Source organism: Thermomonas sp., from assembly GCF_019104945.1.
Lineage (GTDB): Bacteria > Pseudomonadota > Gammaproteobacteria > Xanthomonadales > Xanthomonadaceae > Thermomonas.
Genome location: NZ_JAHRWW010000044.1, coordinates 1 through 19,047 on the forward strand (window position 1 = coordinate 1; position 19,047 = coordinate 19,047).

The 19,047-nt window shown below is 58.9% G+C and carries 22 protein-coding genes; 11 read left to right on the forward strand and 11 right to left on the reverse strand.

The genetic code is table 11. The features are described 5' to 3' along the window. Both KUL77_RS10205 and KUL77_RS10210 read left to right on the forward strand, forming a co-directional pair. A partial coding sequence (locus KUL77_RS10205; RefSeq protein ID WP_297146607.1) for an ectonucleotide pyrophosphatase/phosphodiesterase occupies nucleotides 1-1,235 on the forward strand: 1,235 nt, incomplete at its 5' end. Further along, complete coding sequence (locus tag KUL77_RS10210; protein WP_297146609.1) at nucleotides 1,232-1,729, forward strand: methylated-DNA--[protein]-cysteine S-methyltransferase; 498 nt, start codon at nucleotides 1,232-1,234, stop codon at nucleotides 1,727-1,729. The genes KUL77_RS10205 and KUL77_RS10210, both read left to right, overlap by 4 nt. A 13-nt stretch (nucleotides 1,730-1,742) precedes the next feature. Here the strand turns inward: KUL77_RS10210 and KUL77_RS10215 are convergent, their stop codons facing one another. Together KUL77_RS10215 and hutG are read right to left on the reverse strand one after the other, a co-directional pair. Beyond that, the gene (locus KUL77_RS10215; protein WP_297146612.1) at nucleotides 1,743-3,017 is read right to left on the reverse strand and encodes a dipeptidase; all 1,275 of its coding nucleotides are present in this window, start codon (nucleotides 3,015-3,017) and stop codon (nucleotides 1,743-1,745) included. Between the two features lie 69 nt (nucleotides 3,018-3,086). Then, nucleotides 3,087-4,037 carry a formimidoylglutamase gene (gene hutG, locus KUL77_RS10220; RefSeq protein WP_297146615.1) on the reverse strand — a complete coding sequence of 317 codons (951 nt, stop codon included), beginning with the start codon at nucleotides 4,035-4,037 and terminating at the stop codon, nucleotides 3,087-3,089. Nucleotides 4,038-4,146: 109 nt separating this feature from the next. On the opposite strand from hutG, the gene hutI reads away from it, so the two are divergent. The 4 genes from hutI (at nucleotide 4,147) to KUL77_RS10240 (ending at nucleotide 7,236) form a co-directional block, all read left to right on the forward strand. Continuing rightward, nucleotides 4,147-5,364, forward strand: coding sequence for an imidazolonepropionase (gene hutI, locus KUL77_RS10225; RefSeq protein WP_297146619.1), 1,218 nt, complete (start codon nucleotides 4,147-4,149; stop codon nucleotides 5,362-5,364). A 24-nt stretch (nucleotides 5,365-5,388) separates the two neighbouring features. Continuing rightward, the gene (locus KUL77_RS10230; RefSeq protein ID WP_297146622.1) at nucleotides 5,389-6,573 is read left to right on the forward strand and encodes a dipeptidase; all 1,185 of its coding nucleotides are present in this window, start codon (nucleotides 5,389-5,391) and stop codon (nucleotides 6,571-6,573) included. Between the two features lie 64 nt (nucleotides 6,574-6,637). Beyond that, a complete protein-coding gene (locus KUL77_RS10235) occupies nucleotides 6,638-6,916 on the forward strand; it encodes a type II toxin-antitoxin system Phd/YefM family antitoxin (RefSeq protein WP_297146625.1) in 279 nt (92 codons plus the stop codon). Continuing rightward, the gene (locus KUL77_RS10240; RefSeq protein WP_297146627.1) at nucleotides 6,916-7,236 is read left to right on the forward strand and encodes a type II toxin-antitoxin system RelE/ParE family toxin; all 321 of its coding nucleotides are present in this window, start codon (nucleotides 6,916-6,918) and stop codon (nucleotides 7,234-7,236) included. The genes KUL77_RS10235 and KUL77_RS10240 overlap by 1 nt, the downstream gene beginning before the upstream one ends. Before the next feature lie 60 nt (nucleotides 7,237-7,296). On the opposite strand, the gene KUL77_RS10245 is transcribed toward KUL77_RS10240, so the two are convergent. Together KUL77_RS10245 and KUL77_RS10250 are read right to left on the reverse strand one after the other, a co-directional pair. Further along, nucleotides 7,297-7,467, reverse strand: a complete 171-nt coding sequence (locus KUL77_RS10245) for a 30S ribosomal protein THX (RefSeq protein WP_297146630.1) — start codon at nucleotides 7,465-7,467, stop codon at nucleotides 7,297-7,299. 69 nt (nucleotides 7,468-7,536) lie between these two features. Continuing rightward, nucleotides 7,537-7,944 carry a MerC domain-containing protein gene (locus KUL77_RS10250; protein WP_297146631.1) on the reverse strand — a complete coding sequence of 136 codons (408 nt, stop codon included), beginning with the start codon at nucleotides 7,942-7,944 and terminating at the stop codon, nucleotides 7,537-7,539. Nucleotides 7,945-8,017: 73 nt separating this feature from the next. On the opposite strand from KUL77_RS10250, the gene KUL77_RS10255 reads away from it, so the two are divergent. After that, complete coding sequence (locus KUL77_RS10255; protein ID WP_297146635.1) at nucleotides 8,018-10,156, forward strand: TonB-dependent receptor; 2,139 nt, start codon at nucleotides 8,018-8,020, stop codon at nucleotides 10,154-10,156. Between the two features lie 8 nt (nucleotides 10,157-10,164). Here KUL77_RS10255 and KUL77_RS10260 read toward each other — a convergent pair whose 3' ends face one another. From KUL77_RS10260 to KUL77_RS10275, 4 genes are read right to left on the reverse strand one after another with little or no spacing between them, the layout of a single operon-like run. Beyond that, nucleotides 10,165-10,656: a transcriptional repressor gene (locus KUL77_RS10260; protein WP_297146637.1), complete on the reverse strand. Its 492-nt coding sequence runs from the start codon at nucleotides 10,654-10,656 to the stop codon at nucleotides 10,165-10,167. Between the two features lie 26 nt (nucleotides 10,657-10,682). After that, complete coding sequence (gene gltX, locus KUL77_RS10265) at nucleotides 10,683-12,089, reverse strand: glutamate--tRNA ligase (RefSeq protein ID WP_297146640.1); 1,407 nt, start codon at nucleotides 12,087-12,089, stop codon at nucleotides 10,683-10,685. Between the two features lie 31 nt (nucleotides 12,090-12,120). After that, nucleotides 12,121-12,423, reverse strand: coding sequence for a type II toxin-antitoxin system RelE/ParE family toxin (locus tag KUL77_RS10270; RefSeq protein WP_297146644.1), 303 nt, complete (start codon nucleotides 12,421-12,423; stop codon nucleotides 12,121-12,123). Continuing rightward, nucleotides 12,410-12,709 carry a type II toxin-antitoxin system RelB/DinJ family antitoxin gene (locus KUL77_RS10275; RefSeq protein ID WP_297146646.1) on the reverse strand — a complete coding sequence of 100 codons (300 nt, stop codon included), beginning with the start codon at nucleotides 12,707-12,709 and terminating at the stop codon, nucleotides 12,410-12,412. Before KUL77_RS10275 ends, KUL77_RS10270 begins: the two co-directional genes overlap by 14 nt. A gap of 98 nt (nucleotides 12,710-12,807) precedes the next feature. Between KUL77_RS10275 and KUL77_RS10280 the strand changes: the two genes are divergently transcribed. Beyond that, nucleotides 12,808-13,539: a UDP-2,3-diacylglucosamine diphosphatase gene (locus KUL77_RS10280; protein WP_297146649.1), complete on the forward strand. Its 732-nt coding sequence runs from the start codon at nucleotides 12,808-12,810 to the stop codon at nucleotides 13,537-13,539. Here KUL77_RS10280 and hda read toward each other — a convergent pair. The 3 genes from hda to KUL77_RS10295 are packed head-to-tail and all read right to left on the reverse strand — an operon-like array spanning nucleotide 13,526 to nucleotide 16,484. After that, the gene (gene hda / locus KUL77_RS10285) at nucleotides 13,526-14,233 is read right to left on the reverse strand and encodes a DnaA regulatory inactivator Hda (RefSeq protein ID WP_297146652.1); all 708 of its coding nucleotides are present in this window, start codon (nucleotides 14,231-14,233) and stop codon (nucleotides 13,526-13,528) included. The two genes, KUL77_RS10280 and hda, sit on opposite strands and share 14 nt — an antisense overlap. Nucleotides 14,234-14,235: 2 nt before the next feature. Beyond that, entirely contained in the window at nucleotides 14,236-15,405 is a 1,170-nt protein-coding gene (locus KUL77_RS10290; protein ID WP_297146653.1) for an AI-2E family transporter, read from the reverse strand. 2 nt (nucleotides 15,406-15,407) lie between these two features. Further along, nucleotides 15,408-16,484, reverse strand: a complete 1,077-nt coding sequence (locus KUL77_RS10295) for a DUF2066 domain-containing protein (protein ID WP_343231548.1) — start codon at nucleotides 16,482-16,484, stop codon at nucleotides 15,408-15,410. A gap of 147 nt (nucleotides 16,485-16,631) precedes the next feature. Here KUL77_RS10295 and purM point away from each other — a divergent pair, with 147 nt between their 5' ends. Genes purM through KUL77_RS10310 form a run of 3 tightly spaced genes read left to right on the forward strand, consistent with a single transcriptional unit; the run spans nucleotide 16,632 to nucleotide 19,039 of the window. Next, entirely contained in the window at nucleotides 16,632-17,690 is a 1,059-nt protein-coding gene (purM, locus tag KUL77_RS10300) for a phosphoribosylformylglycinamidine cyclo-ligase (RefSeq protein ID WP_297146686.1), read from the forward strand. Further along, complete coding sequence (purN, locus tag KUL77_RS10305) at nucleotides 17,690-18,331, forward strand: phosphoribosylglycinamide formyltransferase (RefSeq protein WP_297146656.1); 642 nt, start codon at nucleotides 17,690-17,692, stop codon at nucleotides 18,329-18,331. The genes purM and purN overlap by 1 nt, the downstream gene beginning before the upstream one ends. Nucleotides 18,332-18,367: 36 nt before the next feature. Continuing rightward, complete coding sequence (locus tag KUL77_RS10310; RefSeq protein WP_297146658.1) at nucleotides 18,368-19,039, forward strand: DUF3108 domain-containing protein; 672 nt, start codon at nucleotides 18,368-18,370, stop codon at nucleotides 19,037-19,039. Nucleotides 19,040-19,047: the final 8 nt, after the last annotated feature.

Sequence of the window (19,047 nt, forward strand, 5' to 3'; positions counted from 1 at the left end):
ATTATCGCCTCCTCGCCCTCACGCTACTGGGCCTGATTGCTGGCTGCGCCACCGCGCCGCCTGCGTCTGTCGCCGCTTCGCAAACGCTGCTGCTAATTTCGGTGGACGGCCTGCGCCCCAGCGACGTCACCGCCGAACAGATGCCCACCCTCAACACCATCGCCGAACGTGGGGTGCGTGCCGAAGGGATGCAGCCTTCCTTCCCTTCGCTCACGTTCCCCAACCACTACACCTTGGTGACGGGGCTGCGCCCAGACCACCACGGCATCGTCAATAACACGATGCAAGACCCTCAGCTTGGCACCTTTCGTCTATCGGCTACCGAGGCCGTGCGTGATGGCCGCTGGTGGGATGAAGCTACTCCTGTTTGGGTGAGCGTGCAGCGCGCGGGTCTGCGTTCGGCCACAATGTTCTGGCCGGGAAGCGAGGCCGAAATTCACGGCGTGCGGCCGTGGCAATGGCGGCCATACGATGGGAAGGTCACCGCTGATCAGCGCGTGGATCAGGTGCTGGAATGGATGGCCCTTCCCACACAGCAGCGCCCGCGTTTTATTACGCTGTATTTTGATGAAGTGGATCACGCCAGCCACAACAACGGCCCCGACTCCGCGCAGGCGCGCGCGTCACGTCAAGCGGTAGATGCTGCGCTAAAGCGGTTATACGACGGCCTGCAGACGCATGGCGTGCAGAACACCACCAACATTATTATTGCCTCTGACCACGGCTTTGCCACGGTTCCACCCGCGCAGCTTATGGATATGGGGGCTATTGCATCACGCGATATGGCCGAAGCTGTAACTGCAGGCCAAGTATTAAGCCTTCAGCCGCAACTCGGCAACACCGTTCAAGCCATGCAGCACTTGCTTGGCCGCCATGATCATTACCAATGCTGGCGTAAGCAAGACCTGCCCACGGGCTGGCACTACGGCAACAATCCACGCATCCCGGCTATCGTCTGCCAAACGGATGACGGCTGGGACGCGCTGTTTACAAACCGCTACACGCAACTTGCCAAACATCCGGAAACCCACGGTTCGCACGGGTTTGATCCCACCCTTCCATCTATGCGGGCCACCTTTATCGCCACTGGCCCAGCGTTTGCACAAGGCACCCGCCTGCCCCTGTTTGATAATGTCGATGTCTATCCCCTGTTGATGCGTCTGCTGCAGCTCACGCCAGAGGCCAACGACGGTGATATCACCCCGCTGCTGCCTGCATTAAAACACCCGCAATGATCCTGTTCCGCCATATCGAAAGCCCCGTTGGGCCGCTCACGATCGCGGCGGATGATGCAGGTCTGCGCTTTATTGAGTTTCAGCAAAACCGCCACCCGGCTAACCGCAGCACATGGCAGATCGGCGATAGCCCTATCTTAAAAATGGCTACCACACAGCTTGGCGAGTATTTTGCGGGCAAGCGAACGGCATTTGATCTACCGCTTGCGCCGCAAGGAACCGATTTTCAGCGCAAGGTGTGGCACACGCTTGCGCAAATTCCTTATGGTGAAACGCGCAGCTATGCGCAGTTGGCGCAACTGGTGGGTAGCACCAAGGCCATGCGTGCGGTGGGTGCAGCCAACGGCCGCAACCCGCTGCCCATCGTGTTGCCCTGTCACCGCGTGATTGGCGCGAACGGTGCGCTGGTTGGCTTCGGCGGCGGGCTGCCTACCAAAGAATTTTTATTACGCCTTGAAGGCGCGCTGACGCTTCCGCAGCCAGCGCTCCTTTAATTCGGCAAAGCGCTTATTCCAGCGCGGCTTTCACCGCGGCCGGATCGGCCATCGCCTGCACTTGGCGAATCAGGCGCACGGTGTTATCGCCCAGAATGCCCTTGACCTGCTCATCGGTGTACCCCGCATCCAGCAGCGCCTGCGTCACCTTCGGTAGCGCGACGATGTCTTCATACCCAACCACGCCACCACCACCATCCCAGTCGGCGCCTAGGCCCACATGCTGCCAGCCCGCCACTTTGATGATGTGCAGCAAGTGGCGCATGTAGTCGTCGAAATCGGCTTTACGAATGCCGTATTTCTTGTCGATGGCAGCGATTTGCCCTTTCACTTCTTCGCGCTGCTCAGGTGTCATCGACTTACGCCCACCCACCGACGCCCAAAGCTTGCCCATTTCTGCGCGGTATTCTGGGGTTGCGCCGGTGTCGATAAGATACCCTCCCAGCGAGTTCACCTGAATCACACCACCCTTTGCCGCCAGTTTGCGAATGCGCGCATCATCGATATTGCGCGAATGGGCGAACACGTCATACGCGCCGCTGTGGGAAAGAATGATCGGTGCTTTGCTCAGTTCAATCATCTGATCGAACACGGTGTTAGACGCGTGCGACTGATCCACCAAGATACCAAGCTTGTTGGCTTGTTCAATCAACGCACGGCCTTTATCACTTAGCCCGTGGTGCTCACCTTCGGGGGCCTTGCCCATCCCCGCAGAATCGGCGAAATCGTTATGGCTGGTATGCGCCAGCGAAATCATGCGCAGGCCTTGCTTGTAATAGAAACTGAGCAGGCTGGGGTCTTGCTCCAGCGGATACGCATTTTCCATGCTGATATAAACCGACTTCTTACCCGCCGCCTTGATGCGCGCCGCATCGTCTGCAGTGGTGGCAAGTTCAAATTTGTCGGGGTTAGCCGCGATCATTTCGCGGATTTCAGACAACCGCTTTAACCCAGCATCACGCGCTTTCAAATCTCCCGCAGCGTTGCGCTCCCCCTGCCCGGTAAAGATCACCCAGAAGCCGCCATCCAGACCGCCTTCTACCATGCGCGGATAGTCCACCTGCGAGCCGTCTTTCTGATACGAATGGCGGTCGGTGATCTTCCAACCCGGCTGCGAGAACAGTGCAGGCGTGTCTAAATGGGTATCTAAATTAATCGCTGCCGCCTGCACCGCTTTGGCACGGGCTGAAATCACTTCTGGCCCGGTACCCGCCTGAACATTGGCCGCCACTGCCAGCAGCAGCGCGGCGCAGAGCGCGCCGGTTTTAAACGTTGAATCCAGTTTCATGACTTCCCCGAAAAACGAATGATGCCCGCATTCTGGCATGGTGCAGCCGCCGTCGATGCGGGCCATTGGTCATGGTTGGCGGGCCTGTACCACGGCATGGCTTACCCGGTGAATCAGGCGCGCCGCCACGCGTGCGGTGACGTTATCGCGGTCAAGCGGTGGCGATAGCTCCGCCACGTCCATCAGCTTCAGCTTGCCACTCGCCGCGATCACATCCAGCAGCGGTTCAACAATTTCCATCGGCACACCGCGCGCGGCGGGTGCGCTTACACCGGGCGCCATTGCATGTGGCAGGCCGTCGATATCAATGGTGAGATACACCACGTCCACCGCATCTAACTTCGCACGCAGTGTTGCAAGGTGCTGCGCAAGGCTCAAAAGATCAAGCTGATCGTCGCATACGTAATCCACTCCCAGCGCATCGGCGGTATCAAACAGCACGCGGGTATTGGCCGCACGGCTAATGCCATACACCATGTACTGCAGCGGCAAGCCCAGCGCGCGCGCATGCTCGATCGCCTGCAAAAACGGCGTACCGGAGCTGCCTTGCTCCTGCTTGCGCAGATCAAAATGCGCGTCAATATTGATAATCGCCACATGCGGGCGGTGTGCACCCAAGTGTTTGGCAAGCCCCTGATAGGTTGCAAATGCGATCTCATGCCCACCGCCAAGACCCACCGCAAAATGCCCCGCATCCAATAGCGCGGCCATCTGCTGGGCATAGCGCTGCTGCGCGGCTTCCAAATCACCATCAGCACAGGCCACGGTGCCACCGTCATACAGCGGCGTGTCATTAAGTGTTGGCAGATTCGACAACATCTTGCGCAGCGCTGCCGGGCCTTCTACCGCACCCACGCGGCCGTGGTTGCGGCGCACACCTTCATCGCTGGCAAAGCCCAGTAACGCCACGCCAGGGGCGGCCCCTTGCGTGGGTGTGCGCACCCACTGGTGCCAGCGCCGCGTCGAAGCATCTTCCGGCAGATCCACGCGCCCACTCCACCCTTCTAATGCCTGCTGCATGCTTCACTCCACCGTGCAAATAGGCGCATTGTAGTTTCTTGAACGCTTCGCGCGGTGTGAATCGGTGGGTTTGCGATAATCGCCCACGCCTCATTCAAAAAATCTTGCTATGTCCAACACGCACTGGGATCTCCTGTTTACCCACGCTACGCTCGCCACCTTCGCAAGCGACGCGCCTTTTGGCCTGATTGAAGACGGCGCACTGGCCTGCGCCGATGGCCGCATCGTGTGGGTGGGCGCGATGACCGACCTCCCGCAAGGTGCCAGCGCTACACAGATCGAAGACCTAGGCGGAAAGCTACTTACGCCGGGGCTGATCGACTGCCATACTCATCTGGTGTTTGGTGGTAACCGCGCCAACGAGTTCGATATGCGCCTCAACGGCGCATCGTATGAAGAGATCGCCCGCGCCGGTGGCGGCATTCGTTCCAGTGTGCGCGCTACTCGCGAGGCCGATGCCGACGCACTCTTAGCGCAATCGCTGCCGCGTGCCCAAGCGTTGCTGCAAGAAGGCGTGACCACGCTAGAAATCAAATCGGGTTACGGTTTGAATTTAGAGAATGAGCGCAAAATGTTGCAGGTTGCCCGCCGTGTTGGTGAGGCGCTTGACGTGAGCATTTGCATCACCTATCTCGCCCTACACGCGCTGCCTGCGGAGTATCGCGATAACGCCGATGGCTACGTAGATGCAGCGATCGCATGGCTGCAACAGCTGCATGAAGAAGGGCTGGTGGATGCCGTGGATGCCTTCTGCGAAAACATCGGTTTTAGCCCAGCACAAACACGGCGTATGTTTGAAGCAGCCAGCGCGCTTGGCTTGCCGGTAAAACTGCACGCGGATCAACTCAGCAACCAAGGCGCAGCCGCATTGGTGGCCGAGTTCAACGGACTTTCGGCCGACCATATCGAGCACACCGACGAAGCGGGTGTGCTCGCCATGGCGCAGCACGGCACCGTGGCCGTACTGCTACCCGGCGCATTTCATGTCTTGCGTGAAACCAAGCTACCGCCCATTGCGCAGCTGCGCGAGCACGGCGTAGCCATGGCTGTTGCCACCGACTGCAACCCCGGCACATCGCCCCTGCTCTCGCTGCGCCAAGCGATGCAACTGGCCTGCACGCACTTCAAACTCACCCCGGAAGAAGCTCTGCGCGGCGCTACCCAGCACGCCGCAAAAGCGCTGGGCCTTAGTGACCGCGGCCAGCTGCGCGAAGGCCTGCGCGCTGACCTTGTCGTTTGGCACGTGCCGCATCCCGCCGAGCTGTGTTATTGGGTGGGGGGTGATCTCACCGCCCGCGTTTATATCCAAGGACGCCCGCTTTCTTAATACCCTTTTCCTCTGGAGACACCCATGCGTTTGGCCCTGCTTTCCGCCTGTTTACTGCTCGCCACCTCTGCCAGCGCGCAAGACGCTGCGCACAAACTGGCGCAAGACGCCATCATCGTGGATACCCATATCGACGCCCCCAGCATGCTGCTAGAGCGTTGGTCTGAGCTGGCGGGTGAAGTAAAAGACCGCGAATTTGATTACGTCAAAGCGCGCCAAGGGGGGCTGGATGTCGCGTTTATGTCGGTCTATACCTCGCCCGAACAAGACGCCAGTGGCACGGCGTGGCAAACCGCCAACACCATGATCGACGCGGTGGAAGCGATGGTGCAGCGCCACCCAGAAAAATTTGCCATTTTGACATCCCCCAAAGACGCGCAGCGTTTGCTTGCGGGTGGCCGCGTGCTGCTGCCACTGGGCATGGAAAACGGCGCACCACTGGTAGATAAATTAGAGAACGTCCAATTCTTTTTTGACCGCGGCGTGCGCTACATCACCTTGGCCCATAGCGCACCCAACCGCATTGCCGATTCGTCTTACGCCGCCGAAAAGAAGTGGAATGGCCTGAGCCCATTCGGTAAACAAGTCGTGGCTGAAATGAATCGGGTTGGCATCATGGTGGACGTGTCGCACTTAGGCGACGCCTCGGCAATGGAAGCCATCCGCCTGAGTAAGGTGCCGGTGATCGCCAGCCACAGCGCGTTCCGCCACTTCACCCCGGGGTTTGAGCGCAACATCAGTGACGAGATCGCCAAGGCCGTGGCCGCCAGCGGCGGTGTGGTGCAGGTGCCGTTTGGCACGATGTTTATCAGCCCGGAAAGCGCGGCCGACGGCCAAGCCTACTTCCGCGCACGACAGGCCTTTGACGACAACAACGCAGCACTTAAAGCGCAGGGCAAGCCGCAAGAAGATGGTGCCGCCTTTGAAAAAGCCTGGGCCGCCGCGCACCCGCCGCGGGTGAGTACGCTTAAGCAGGTGCTGGATCAAATCGACTATGGCGTAAAACTCATCGGCATCGACCATATTGGCCTCGGGTCTGATTTCGACGGTGTTGGCGGCGAACTGGCCACCGGACTGACCAGCGTGGCCGATTACCCCAACCTTGTTGTCGGCCTTCAAGCGCGCGGCTACAAAGATGCCGATATCCGCAAAATCCTTGGTGGCAACCTGCTACGCACTTGGGCGGCGATTGAAGCCGGTGCCCGCTAAGCAGGCGATTGGGTGCAACTGAATTTAGTGCTAAATTTAGTCGCACCAGCTCCATGGAGGTCACATGCAGTCTATTTCTAATATCAAATCCATTTCGTACCTGAAGAGCCACGCTGCGCAGATCTCTGAAGACCTAGAAATGAACGGCAATCCATTCGTCATTACCCAAAATGGCGAGGCCAGCATGGTCATTCAAGGGATCAAGCAATTTCAGGAAAAGGAAGAGCTGATTGCCGCCTTGAAGCTTATTGCCCTCGGTGAAAAAGACCGCATGCAGGGAAAAGGCATATCTATGGCTGAGTCGCGGGCACAACTGCTGGCTGCGCGTCAGAATCGCAAGTAATGGCTGTCATTCTTCTTCCCGATGCTCAAGCAGACCTGCTTTCGCTTCAGGATTACATGCTCGACAAGTGGGGCGAAGCCGCATGGCTGAAAGCAGAAGATGAGATTTTTGAAAAATTAGAGAACGTTGACGCGGGTATCTTCACTGGAACCACCGTCCAAACGCTGGCAGCAGTAGGCATTCTGGACTACCGCAACGTCCATACCTCGCATCATAAACTGGTCTATCGACAGATCGGCGACGATACCTTTGTTTATCTTTTCACTGGGCACAAACAGGACTTCCCAACACTTCTGGTGAAGCGCCTGTTGAGCCGATAACCCGCCAGATACGCAAAAGCCCCGCAATGCGGGGCTCTGCTGCCGTCAATACTGCAACAATTACGCTGCAGCTTTCTTTACGGCCTTCTTGGCTACAGTCTTACCAGCAGCCTTTTTTGCCACCGGAGCCGCTGCGGTGCCCGCAGCCTTGGTGACGCTCTTCGGCCGTGCGTTGCCGTAGCTGGCGTTGTAACGCTTGCCCTTAGCGGTTTTGCGGTCGCCCTTACCCATAGTGATACTCCTAAAATCTGATCGTTAAAGTGATCGCGCAAAACGCGAGACCGGGTATTTTATCACGCCTTAGTGCGTGCAGCAGGCATCGTGCACATGGCCGTGGTTCAAACGCAGGTTAATCACATGGGCAAGACCCACCAGCGTACCGCCGAAGGTCATTACCACGGCATGCGGCAGCACCGAATGGTGCAGCGGCGCGTACAAAATGGCGAGCCATAGCGCCGCCAGCCCCGGCAACAGCAACCCCAGCGCACGCATGGCGCGGTGCTTGCGGTAGCTCCATACCAGCACAGATAAGCCAAACACGCTGGCAAATATCACGAAAATGGCTTCAAAACTATCGCCCAGCCACAGCGCCACACCCAGCGAAGGCAGCGCCGCAATCACCAATGGCAGCAGTGCGCAGTGCACCGCACAAACTAGGGAGCCTGTAGCGCCAATGCGATCGAGCAGAAGTAAACGGCGAGGAGACATGACTTTTGGGTGTGGCCTAAGCTTCAATTGTTACAATATAACATACCAAAATCTTCCTATCTTCACCTCCCCTATGCTCCGTTTCACCCTACTGGCACTCACCCTTTCCGCCGCACTCACCGCACAGGCACAAGACACACACCCCAAGCGGCATCATGACGACACGCCCAAAGACCTCTCCGCCGTTGAAGTGAAAGCCTCACCGCTGGCCGCCACCAGTGAGCGCCTCGCGCTGCCAGTGGAACTGCTGACAGGCGAAGCATTAGACGCCGCCAAAGCAGGAACGCTAGGCGACACCGTGAGCAAGCTCCCGGGCGTACAAAGTGCCAATTTTGGCCCTGGCGTGGGCCGCCCAATCATTCGTGGGCTCGACGGCGCGCGTGTGCAGGTGCTAAGCGATGGTCTTGGCAGCGGCGATGTTTCCACCGTCAGTGTGGATCACGCGATCAGCATCGAACCGTTTCTGGCCGACCAGATTGAAGTGCTGAAAGGCCCAGCCACCCTGCTTTACGGCAGCGGAGCGATTGGCGGCGCGGTGAACGTGGTGGATGGGCGCATCCCCGACCGTCTGCCCGAAGCGGCCCTCTCAGGCCGCGCGGAACTGCGTGGCAACAGCGGCAGCCACGAACGCACCGGCATGCTCCGCCTCGATGGGCGCGCCGACCGGCTGGCCTTGCACTTTGACGCATTGCACCGTGAGGCGGGCGATGTTCGCATCCCCGGCTTTGCCGAAAGTGCCCAGCACCGCGCAGAAGAAGGCGAGCCCGCTGATACCAGCGAGTACGGCCATCTGAGCAATAGCGCCCTACGCACCGATAGCGCCGCCCTCGGCATGACGCTATTTAGCGAGCATGGATTTCTCGGCGGCGGCTACAGCCTGTATCGCAGCACCTACGGCATCCCCGGCCACGCCCACGGGCATGCACACGGTGACGATGGTGATGACAATGACGCGGAAGATTCCCCCGTGCGTATCCATATGGATCAGCACCGCAGCGAATTGCGCGGCGGTCTCGACGCATTCGGCCCGTTTCAAAGCCTACGCGTGAAGCTGGCGGATACCCAATACACGCACACTGAATTTGAAGGCGAGGCGATCGGCACCGTTTTTAACAACCACGCGCAGGAGCTGCGTGCTGAACTTGTTCACCAACCCATTGCAGGCTGGGACGGCGCCATTGGCGTGCAAACCAGCCGCCGCACATTTGCAGCCACCGGTGATGAAGCGTTTGTTCCCAGCTCCAACACCAAAGATGCGGGGCTATTCTGGCTGGGCAAGCGCCTCTGGGGAGCGTTTCAGCTGGATCTAGGCCTGCGCGCCGACCACAACCAAACCACCCCAGATACAGCGCAACGTACGCGCCGCTTCACCACGCATAGCGCTTCGCTCGGTGTGCAGTGGCAATGGAACCCACTGCTGCATTTCAGCCTCGGCTTCGACCGCGCCCAACGCGCCCCCACCGCCGAAGAGCTCTTCTCCAGCGGCCTGCATGTGGCCACCGGCAGCTTTGAATTCGGCCACACAAACCTCAACAAAGAAACCGCCACACGCGTGGAATTGGGCGCGCACTTGCACCACGGCCCGCTGGAGGCCAGCGTTTCCGTGTGGCGCGTGGGTTATGCCGATTTCATCTACCTTGCAGGAACCGATGCCCAGCTTGAAAACGCACCACTGCGCCTATGGCAGCAAGGTGATGCTCGCTTTCACGGCGTCGAGGCCAAGCTCGATTGGGATATAGCCGATAATGCCAGCGGGTTTTGGCAGCTTGGCCTATTTGCAGATAGCGTGCGTGCGCGTTTGAACGCAGCCGCGGGCAGCACCCTGCAACAATCCATCGACGTTTTTCATGAAGGCCACTACCACCATGTCACGGCACAGACCGCTGTCGGTGGCTACCTGCCGCGCATTGCTCCAGGCCGCATCGGCGGGCAGCTGCGCTGGAGCCGCGAGGCTTGGCGTGCCTCGCTCGGTGCTGTGCATAGTTTCAAACAAACCCGCGTGGCCGAATTTGAAACCACAACGCCCGGCTATACCTTGATGGATGCCCATCTTGCATGGCACCACGACCTTGCCAACGGCAGCGCGGTAGAACTCTTTGCCGATGTCAGCAACCTCACCAACCAAGAAGCGCGGCCGCACACTTCATTTTTAAAAGATGTGGTGCCGCTAGCGGGGCGCAGCATTGCGTTTGGTGTACGTGCGTTTTTCTAGGGCACCATTTAAGCCTGCGCCGCACAGCGTGCGCATAGGCCGTGCACTTCCAGCGTTTGTGCCTGCGGAGCAAAGCCTAGCGCGCGCGCCGCGGCGTCGAGTGAAGCCACGATACTGGCATTTTCCAGCTCAATCGCCGAATGACAGCGGTTGCAGATCAAAAACGGTACTGAATGCTGCGCGGCGTTGGGGTGGTGGCAGGCCACAAACGCATTGATGGATTCAAGCTTATGAATAAAGCCATTGGCTAGTAGGAAATCCAGCGCGCGGTACACCGTCGGTGGCGCGGCGCTTCCGCTTTCTTCGTCATCGCGCACCTTATCCAGTAGGTCATACGCTTTGATCGGCGTGTCGGTCTGCGCCACCAGTGTAAGCACACGCGCACGCATGCGGGTAAGCCGCAGGCCGCGCTCATTACAGGCGCGCTCCACCGCTGCAACAAACGCAGCGGCGTTATGCACATGGTGGTGCGGGTCGGTGCAGGTGTGCTTCTGAGGCATGGCCTCATTATGCCCGAGAACGCCGTTTAGACCGCACTAGGGAGCATGGCGAGCGCGGCGTCGATGCGTACCAGCGCTTCTTCGCGGCCACACAGATACACCGTCCAGCCGATGTCCGGGCTTACCTGGGTGCCGGTAATGGCCACGCGTAGCGGCTGGGCGATTTTGCCCATACCAATACCAAGGGCTTCCGATACTTCTTTCACCACACCATGAATCGGTTCGGGCGACCAGTCAGCAAGCACCGCGAGACGCTCGCGCATCGCAGCCAGCGGCGCGCCTGCTTCGGCCTTGAAATGTTTGGCAACGGAGGCCGCATCGTACTCAGTCAGCGGGTGGAACCACACCGCCGCTTTTTCCGCAATTTCTTTGAGCGTTTGCGCGCGCTCACGCAGCGCCAAGACCAGTTCGGCAGGCTTGGGGCCTTTGCTTAAGTCGTAACCATGCTGCTGCAGTTGCCAGACAAGGTGTTGCGCCACGGCCTCTGGATCATCCGATTTCAGATACTGCTGGTTGAGCCAGCCCAGCTTGGCCGGGTCCATGCGTGCCGCTTTCGCGTTGACGTCGGCCAAATCAAACAGCGACTGCATTTCGGTGATGGAGAAAATTTCCTGATCGCCGTGCGACCAGCCCAAACGCGCCAGATAATTCAGCAACGCATGCGGCAGATAGCCCAACTCGCGGTACTGCATCACATCGGCTGCGCCGGTGCGTTTAGACAGCTTGGCACCGTGTTCGTCAAGGATCATTGGCAGGTGCGCGAAATGCGGCACCGGTGCGCCAAGTGCTTTGTAAATATTGATTTGACGCGGCGTGTTGTTGACGTGGTCATCACCACGCACCACGTCAGTGATGCCCATATCCCAATCGTCCACCACCACGGCGAAGTTATAGGTGGCGTAGCCGTCGCTGCGGAAGATCACCAGATCATCCAATTCGCTATTGGCAATTTCAATGCGGCCTTTGACCTTATCCTCCCACGCTACCGCGCCATCCAGCGGGTTCTTAAAACGGATCACGCGGCTAGGGTCGTCGCGCCAGCCCGCGTTGGCATCGCGATACGCGCCGTTGTAGCGCGGTTTTTCCTGCGCCGCCATCGCTGCCTCGCGCATGGCTTCGAGTTCTTCTTTGGTTTCGTAGGCGTAGTAGGCGTGGCCTGCGGCCACCAGCTGCTCGGCCACCTCTTTGTAACGCTCAAGGCGGTGGGTTTGGTAGATCGGGCCTTCGTCGTAATCAAGACCCAGCCAATCCATTGCCTGCAAGATCGCATCAATCGCGGCTTGGGTGCTGCGCTCGCGATCGGTATCTTCAATGCGCAGCACAAACTGCCCGCCTTTGCGTCGCGCCTCCAGCCAAGAATACAGCGCCGTGCGCGCGCCGCCGATATGCAGATAGCCAGTAGGAGAAGGGGCAAAACGGGTGCGGGTGGTCATAGCGAAAACGTTCAACAATGGGTTGTGCATTTTAGCCTGTACTGCGCGAAAGAGACTCGGGCGGCCATTGCCGTGCAGCATGAAGCACACGTAACACGGTGATCTTACGAGAATCTTCTGTATAGACGACCACATAATTCGAGCGCACTACCATCTCACGCGTCCCTGCAACACGCCCGGCGCGGTACAGCTTCGGATGCTCCAATAGAGCTGATACTTTGGCTTCGATGTCGTTTTTCAACTGCTGGGCAGCATCGGGATTTTCGTCCGAAATATAATCAATAACGGCGAGCAGGTCGCCTTGTGCAGCTTGATGCCACTCAAGCGCGAGCACGACGCTTCCTATCAATTAATGCTTGCGCATCATTCATCACCTGCTGGTGGGCAACAGTGGGGCGCTGATCTGCCAAAGCATCGTGCACTTTGGCGCGAAACCACGCGTCATGCACCTGCGGGTCAACTGCAAGGGCAGCAGGCAGTCCACCTTCTTTTGTTACGCGCGTCAACAAAATACGAACTGCGTCGGAGATCGTCAGCCCAACATTGGCCAACGTTTCTGTTGCCTCTGTTTTGAGCTGTTCATCAATTCGAACATGCAACATTGACGTTTGAGCTGCCATCACTATTTCCCTCTATTGACTGCTGCATTTTGTATCTCAATAGAGATACAGTCAATATCTTACTCTAAATGCAATACATCGCCCCGTTACAATGCTGCATGACTACCCTGTTTATTTCCGATCTACACCTTGATCCACAGCGGCCGGAGATCACCGTGCTGTTCGGCCAGTTTTTGGATGAAGAAGCGCGTCATGCCGATGCGCTGTATATCTTGGGTGACCTGTTTGAAGCATGGGTGGGCGATGATGACCCGTCTGACGCCGGGGCGTTCACCGCAACTAAGCTGCGCGCATTGCACGAGGCGGGTGTACCGGTGTACTTCATTCGTGGCAATCGCGATTTTCTGCTTGGTTCCGCGTATGCCGAACGCTGCGGCATGACCCTACTCGAAGACCCCAGCGTGATTGATCTGTACGGCACGCAGACACTGATTTCGCACGGCGACCTGCTGTGCACCGACGATACCGCCTACCAGCAGTTTCGCGCGCAGTCACGCAACGCCACTTGGCAGGCGCAGTTTCTTGCCCAGCCACTGGCTGCGCGCCTCGCTTTTGCTGAGCAGGCCCGCGCCGCCAGCAAGGCGCGCTATGGCGAACTGGTGAACAAAGGCATGGCCGAGACCATTGGCGACGTGACTCCAGCCACCGTGCAGGAGTGGTTTGCGCACTACAACGTGAACCGCATGATCCATGGCCACACCCACCGCCCAGCGGTGCATGACGAAGGCGCAGGCCGCACGCGGATCGTACTGGGTGATTGGTATGAACATGGCTCGGTGCTGCGGGTGTCGCCCACCCAATTCGAGCTTTGCACGCTTAACTCGAACTAGATTCCAACACCTGCCGCAAAAAAGGCACAGTGAGGCGCCGCTGCGCCGCGAGTGAAGCGCGGTCGAGGCGTTCAAAAATTTCCGTCAGGCTGCTTAAATCACGGCTGCATCGCCGCAGCAGCCATTCCAGCGCCGCGTCATCAAAATCGAGCCCGCGTGCGGCCGCACGCTGGCGCAGTAATTCGGCACGGCCCGCATCATCCAACACGGGTAGCGCCCAGCGCGTGCAATGCGACAGGCGCGAGCGCAGATCCGGCAACACCAGTTCTAAGGCTTCAGGTGCAACCCCGGCGGCATACAAAAGATTGCGCCCCGCATCACGCAGGCGGTTATGCAAATCGAACAGTGCCACTTCGTCTTCGCGCTGGCCTGCAATCGCATCCACATCATCCAGCGCCAAGAGGCTCACCTGCTCGAGCCCTTCGCTGGCGGCGCGCACCCGGTCACGTAAGCCGCGCAAACTTAGATAAGCCGCACGTTGCCCTGCTGCTTCGGCCTCGGCGCATGTGGCCAGCAGCAAATGTGTTTTCCCCGACGCCTGCACGCCGTGCAGGTACACGCATGCCGCCGTGGGTGCTTGCGCCAAACCCAGCAACATTTCGCGCAGGCCTGCAGGGGCGCCCACATAGCGCGACAACCGCTGCTCCGGAGGAGCGCGCAGCGCCAAGGGCAGCTGCGGCACGATATCAGCCATCGTTATTTCGTCGCCTCGTCGTTATCGTTTTCTGCATCGTCGTCAACATCAAACCCTTCACCAGACTGCAGCAAAATAGCTGGCGTATCGCCCGCATACAGGCGGCTTTGCCGATAACGCTCTTGCGCGTAACGCAGCAGTACATTCACCACAGCGGCCACCGGCAATGCCAGCAACATCCCGAGAAAACCAAACAGCGTGCCACCTGCCATCACCGCAAAAATAACCGCCATTGGATGCAGGCCAATGCGATCGCCCACCAACATGGGAGTGAGCCAAAAACTTTCCACCAGCTGGCCCACACCAAACACGATGCCCACGCCTGCAAGGTGCTGCCAATCGCCAAATTGCACCAGCGAGGCAAGACCACCGAACACCACGATCGACGCCGGGCCAAGGTAGGGCACAAAGGTCAAAAGGCCGGCCACAAGGCCAATCAATATCCCTAGATCCAGCCCCACCATCCACAGCCCTAGCGCATAGAGCATGCCCAAGATCAGCATCACCAACATTTGCCCACGCAGAAAGCCGCCCAGCACCTCGTTGGACTCCAGCGTCAAGCGCCGCGTGGTGTCGTAGTGATCACGCGGGATTAGCGCGCCAATGCGCCCAACGATCAAATCCCAGTCACGCAAGAAAAAGAAGGTCAACACCGGTAACAGCAAGATATTGGCGAACCAGCCCATCAACGCGAAGCTCGATCGCGACACATAGCCCAGTACGGCGGCAGCAATCCCGCCCGCGCTCTGCCAATGTTCTTGCAGGAGTTGAATCAGGTGTTCGGGGTTAAACCACGCCAAAATTTGCAACCCAGTGCGATGTTCTAACCACGGCAGTGCGGTATTTACCAGCCAATCACGATAACCGGGAAGCGACTTCACCAGCGTCATGATCTGCTGCTCCAATACGGGAACCAGCAAAATGGCCGCCGCCAATAACACCACACTCATCAGGCTAAACACCAAGATCACGGCGGTGTTGCGGCTTATTTTGCGCGCTTCTAGACGGTCCACCATCGGATCGCCCAGCCAACCCAGCAGCGCCGCAAATACAAACGGACTTAAGATCGGTGCCAGTAGCCACACTACCCAAAGTACGCCAAGGCCCAGCGCCGCCCACTGCACGCGCCGGTAAAAGGTGGCGATCGTTGCAAGATCCTCATCGTGACGCATGCTTAGCCCCCGCTCATTTGGAACGTCACACCCTGTGCCGGTACGCCTTCCGTAGCTAGATCGGTCGTGGTCATCATCACGCCGCCGCGATTCACATAACGGGCAAAGTTCGCCACGCCAGAAACCAGCTCTAGATCAAGATCAAGCCCCGCAGGCGTTGCAGCAATCGGAATTACCCGCTTCACAACACTAATGCTTTCCAAATATCCGGCAAGACGCAGATAGTCGTCGGCATTGCGAATGCCCAGCACATGCACGCGATACACGCCGGGCAAACCATCGGCACTCGCCTTGGCATAGCGCTTGAACATGGCATCGGCCGCGCCGTCGGCGCCCCCCGCCATCGCCCGGCGCGCATCGGCATTGACCGTCTGCCAGCTCGACAGCAGCTTGCCGTGATCCACCAAAAGCCAATCCGCGCTCCAGCCAGTGGCACCGCGCTGCAATTTACCGATCAGCTGCACCGGCGGGCTGTAACGCTTGGACAGCGCCGCAATCGCGCCCGTATCACCGCGCCAAATCGCCCCAACAGCCGCTTGCTCGGCGGCGTTTCCTGCGGGCAGCCCCAGCGCAAACCCGCGGCGCTTAGCCTGATCCATGATGGATTTTGCCGCATTGTATTGCCCCAGCCCCACCAAGCGCGGGCCACTGCCATCATCAATACCTAACCACAACACCGGCTTGGCACGCGGCTGCGGCCAGCTAGGCAGGCCCAGCATCGCCACTAAATCATCAACATCCTGCTGTTTGAAACGCACCACCAGCGTGGTTTGGAAGCTAGGTGCGCCGGTAGCCGAGACACCTTCGTCCTGCCGGTAGTCATAACCGGCCACGTAGTCTTTGGCCTTGCCCAGTTCATCGCGCACGCCGGGGCGCTGCGCCACACCGCGATCGCCGGTAACATTGGTCAACGCCTGCGCCAGCGCGCGTGCAAACGCTTTCTCGCGTTCGCCGTCGGTTTGGTTGCGCACCGCTACTTCGGTTTCGTAAGCGCCCTGCGCTGCAGCACGGTCGCCCTCGACCCTCTGTGCGAACACCGGCCCCGCCAGTAGGCACAAGCCTACCAACAGCCATCCCATTGCCTTGTGCGCCACCCGTTGCGGCCTTGTTTGCATCGTTTTTCCTCACCGGCGATTCCAGCCTGAACCTGAAATGGTGCCGTACTGTGGCGAGCACGTCCATGTTCTAGTCGCCGAGCCTGCTAAAATTACCCACTCACTCGCCCTATCGAGCCTGCCGTGACGCCATCGACCCCCTCCTCCCCCGGCCTAACCTACCGCGATGCCGGTGTTGATATTGATGCAGGCAACGAAGTTGTCGAACGCATCAAACCCTTGGTGCGTAAGACCATGCGCCCAGAAGTGCTGGGTGGCGTGGGTCTATTTGGCGGCCTGTTCGACCTCTCCAGCCGCTATCAAGAACCCGTGCTGGTGTCCGGCACCGATGGCGTGGGTACCAAGCTTATTCTTGCCAAACAGCTGAACCGTCACGACACCATCGGCCAAGATTTGGTGGCGATGTGCGTGAATGATGTCCTCGTACAGGGCGCTGAACCGCTGTTTTTCCTCGACTATTTCGCCACCGGCAAGCTCGACGTGGAAACCACGGTGAATGTAGTAGGTGGAATTGCCAAAGGCTGCGAAATTGCTGGCTGCGCTTTGATTGGCGGCGAAACCGCCGAAATGCCGGACATGTACCCGCCGGGCGAATACGACCTTGCCGGGTTTACCGTAGGTGCGGTGGAAAAATCGAAACTTGTGGACTCCAGCAAAGTGCGTGCAGGCGATGTACTGATCGGTATTGCCTCTAGCGGCCCGCATTCCAACGGCTATTCGCTGATTCGCAAAATTCTTGAGCGTGCGGGCAACCCATTAGACCTCGATGTCGGCGGCGTCAAACTTGCCGACGCACTGATGGAGCCCACCCGTATCTATGTAAAGCCGGTGCTGGAGCTGCTGAAAGCGCACGATATCCACGCCATGGCCCACGTCACCGGCGGCGCGCTGGTAGAAAAAATTATCCGTGTGGTGCCCAAAGAATTTGGTCTACATATCGACACCTCGGCTTGGCCGCTCCCGGCCGTGTTCGACTGGCTGCAGCGCGAAGGTAACGTGGCACGTGAAGAAATGTGGCGCACCTTCAACTGTGGCGTGGGTTACGTGTTGGTGGTTGCGCCGTCTGCCGTTGCAGCGATTGAAGCCGACCTACAACGCTTAGGCCTTGCGCATTGGCAAATTGGCCAAGTCACCACTGCCGGCACAGGCGAACGGCTGCAGATCGTGTAATGGCCGTACGCCTCGCCATTCTCGCTTCCGGCCGCGGCAGTAACCTGCAGGCGGTCTTGGACGCCATCACCGCAGGCACACTAGAGGCGCAGGTGGTGGGCGTGTTTTCAGATAAACCCGACGCCTTCGCCCTACAGCGTGTTCCGGAGGCCTTGCGCTGGGCACGCACGCCCAAATCCTGCGGGGGGCGTGCGGCGTTTGACGCCACACTCGCCGACGCGCTTGAAGCGGCCGCCCCTGATTGGATCGTCTGCGCGGGCTATATGCGCATTTTGAGTGAAGCCTTCGTACAACGCTTCCCCGGTAAAATTCTCAATATTCACCCATCCCTGCTGCCCAAGCACAAGGGCCTGCACACCCATCAACGGGCGCTGGACGAAGGCGATACAACACACGGCGCCAGCGTGCATTTTGTGAACGCAGAGCTCGATGGCGGCGCGGTGATTGCGCAAACCCAAGTGCCCGTACTTGCAGGAGATGATGCCGAGACCTTGGCCGCGCGCGTGCTTAGCGTTGAACATCCGTTATATCTATACGTGCTGCAACTCGTTGCAGCCAATCGCCTTGCTGAACAAAACGGTGCTGCCTACCTCGATGGTCAGCGCCTGTTTACACCGCTGCTCGTACAGTCAAACCCATGATGGCGCTGCGGGCGCCGCACTGATAAGGTCGCAACGATGCTCGCTCTTCGCACAACTGGTTTTCTTGCTCTACTTCTTGCCACCGCTCCCGCGTGGGCACTAAAACCCTTTACCGCCGACTACACCGCCAGTTGGAAAGGTGTTTCGGCTAATGCACAGATCAGCTTGAACAGCGCGAGCAATCACCGCTGGAACTACGAAGTGAGCGTGCGCAACCAGCTTGGCAGCACCAGCCAGCTCACCACATTCGACGAATACAACGGCACCTATCGCCCACTCTCTGGCAGCGATATCACCCAGGTGCTGTTCAAAAAATCACAAAAAAATGCCAGCTATGACTGGAACCAAAAACAGGCGCGCTGGAGCGGTGACGTAAAAGACGATCGCGCTGGCCCAGTGGAGCTTCGCAACGGGGATCTTGACGCCCTGCTATTGAACCTCGCACTGGTGCGCGACGTTGCAGCGGGCAAAGCCCTGCACTACCGCATGGTGGACAACGGCGTTGCGCGCGAACAAACCTACCAAAACCTTGGCAAAGACACGGTGTCGTTTGAGGGTAAAACCGTAACTGCTACCAAGGTGGCACGCAGCAGCGACGACAAACAGGTAATCGTTTGGATTGTAGATGGGCTACCCACACCCGCGCGCATTTTGCAGCGTAAAGACGGCAAGGACGATCTTGAGCTAACCCTGAAATCGGTGCGCTAAGCCGAAGC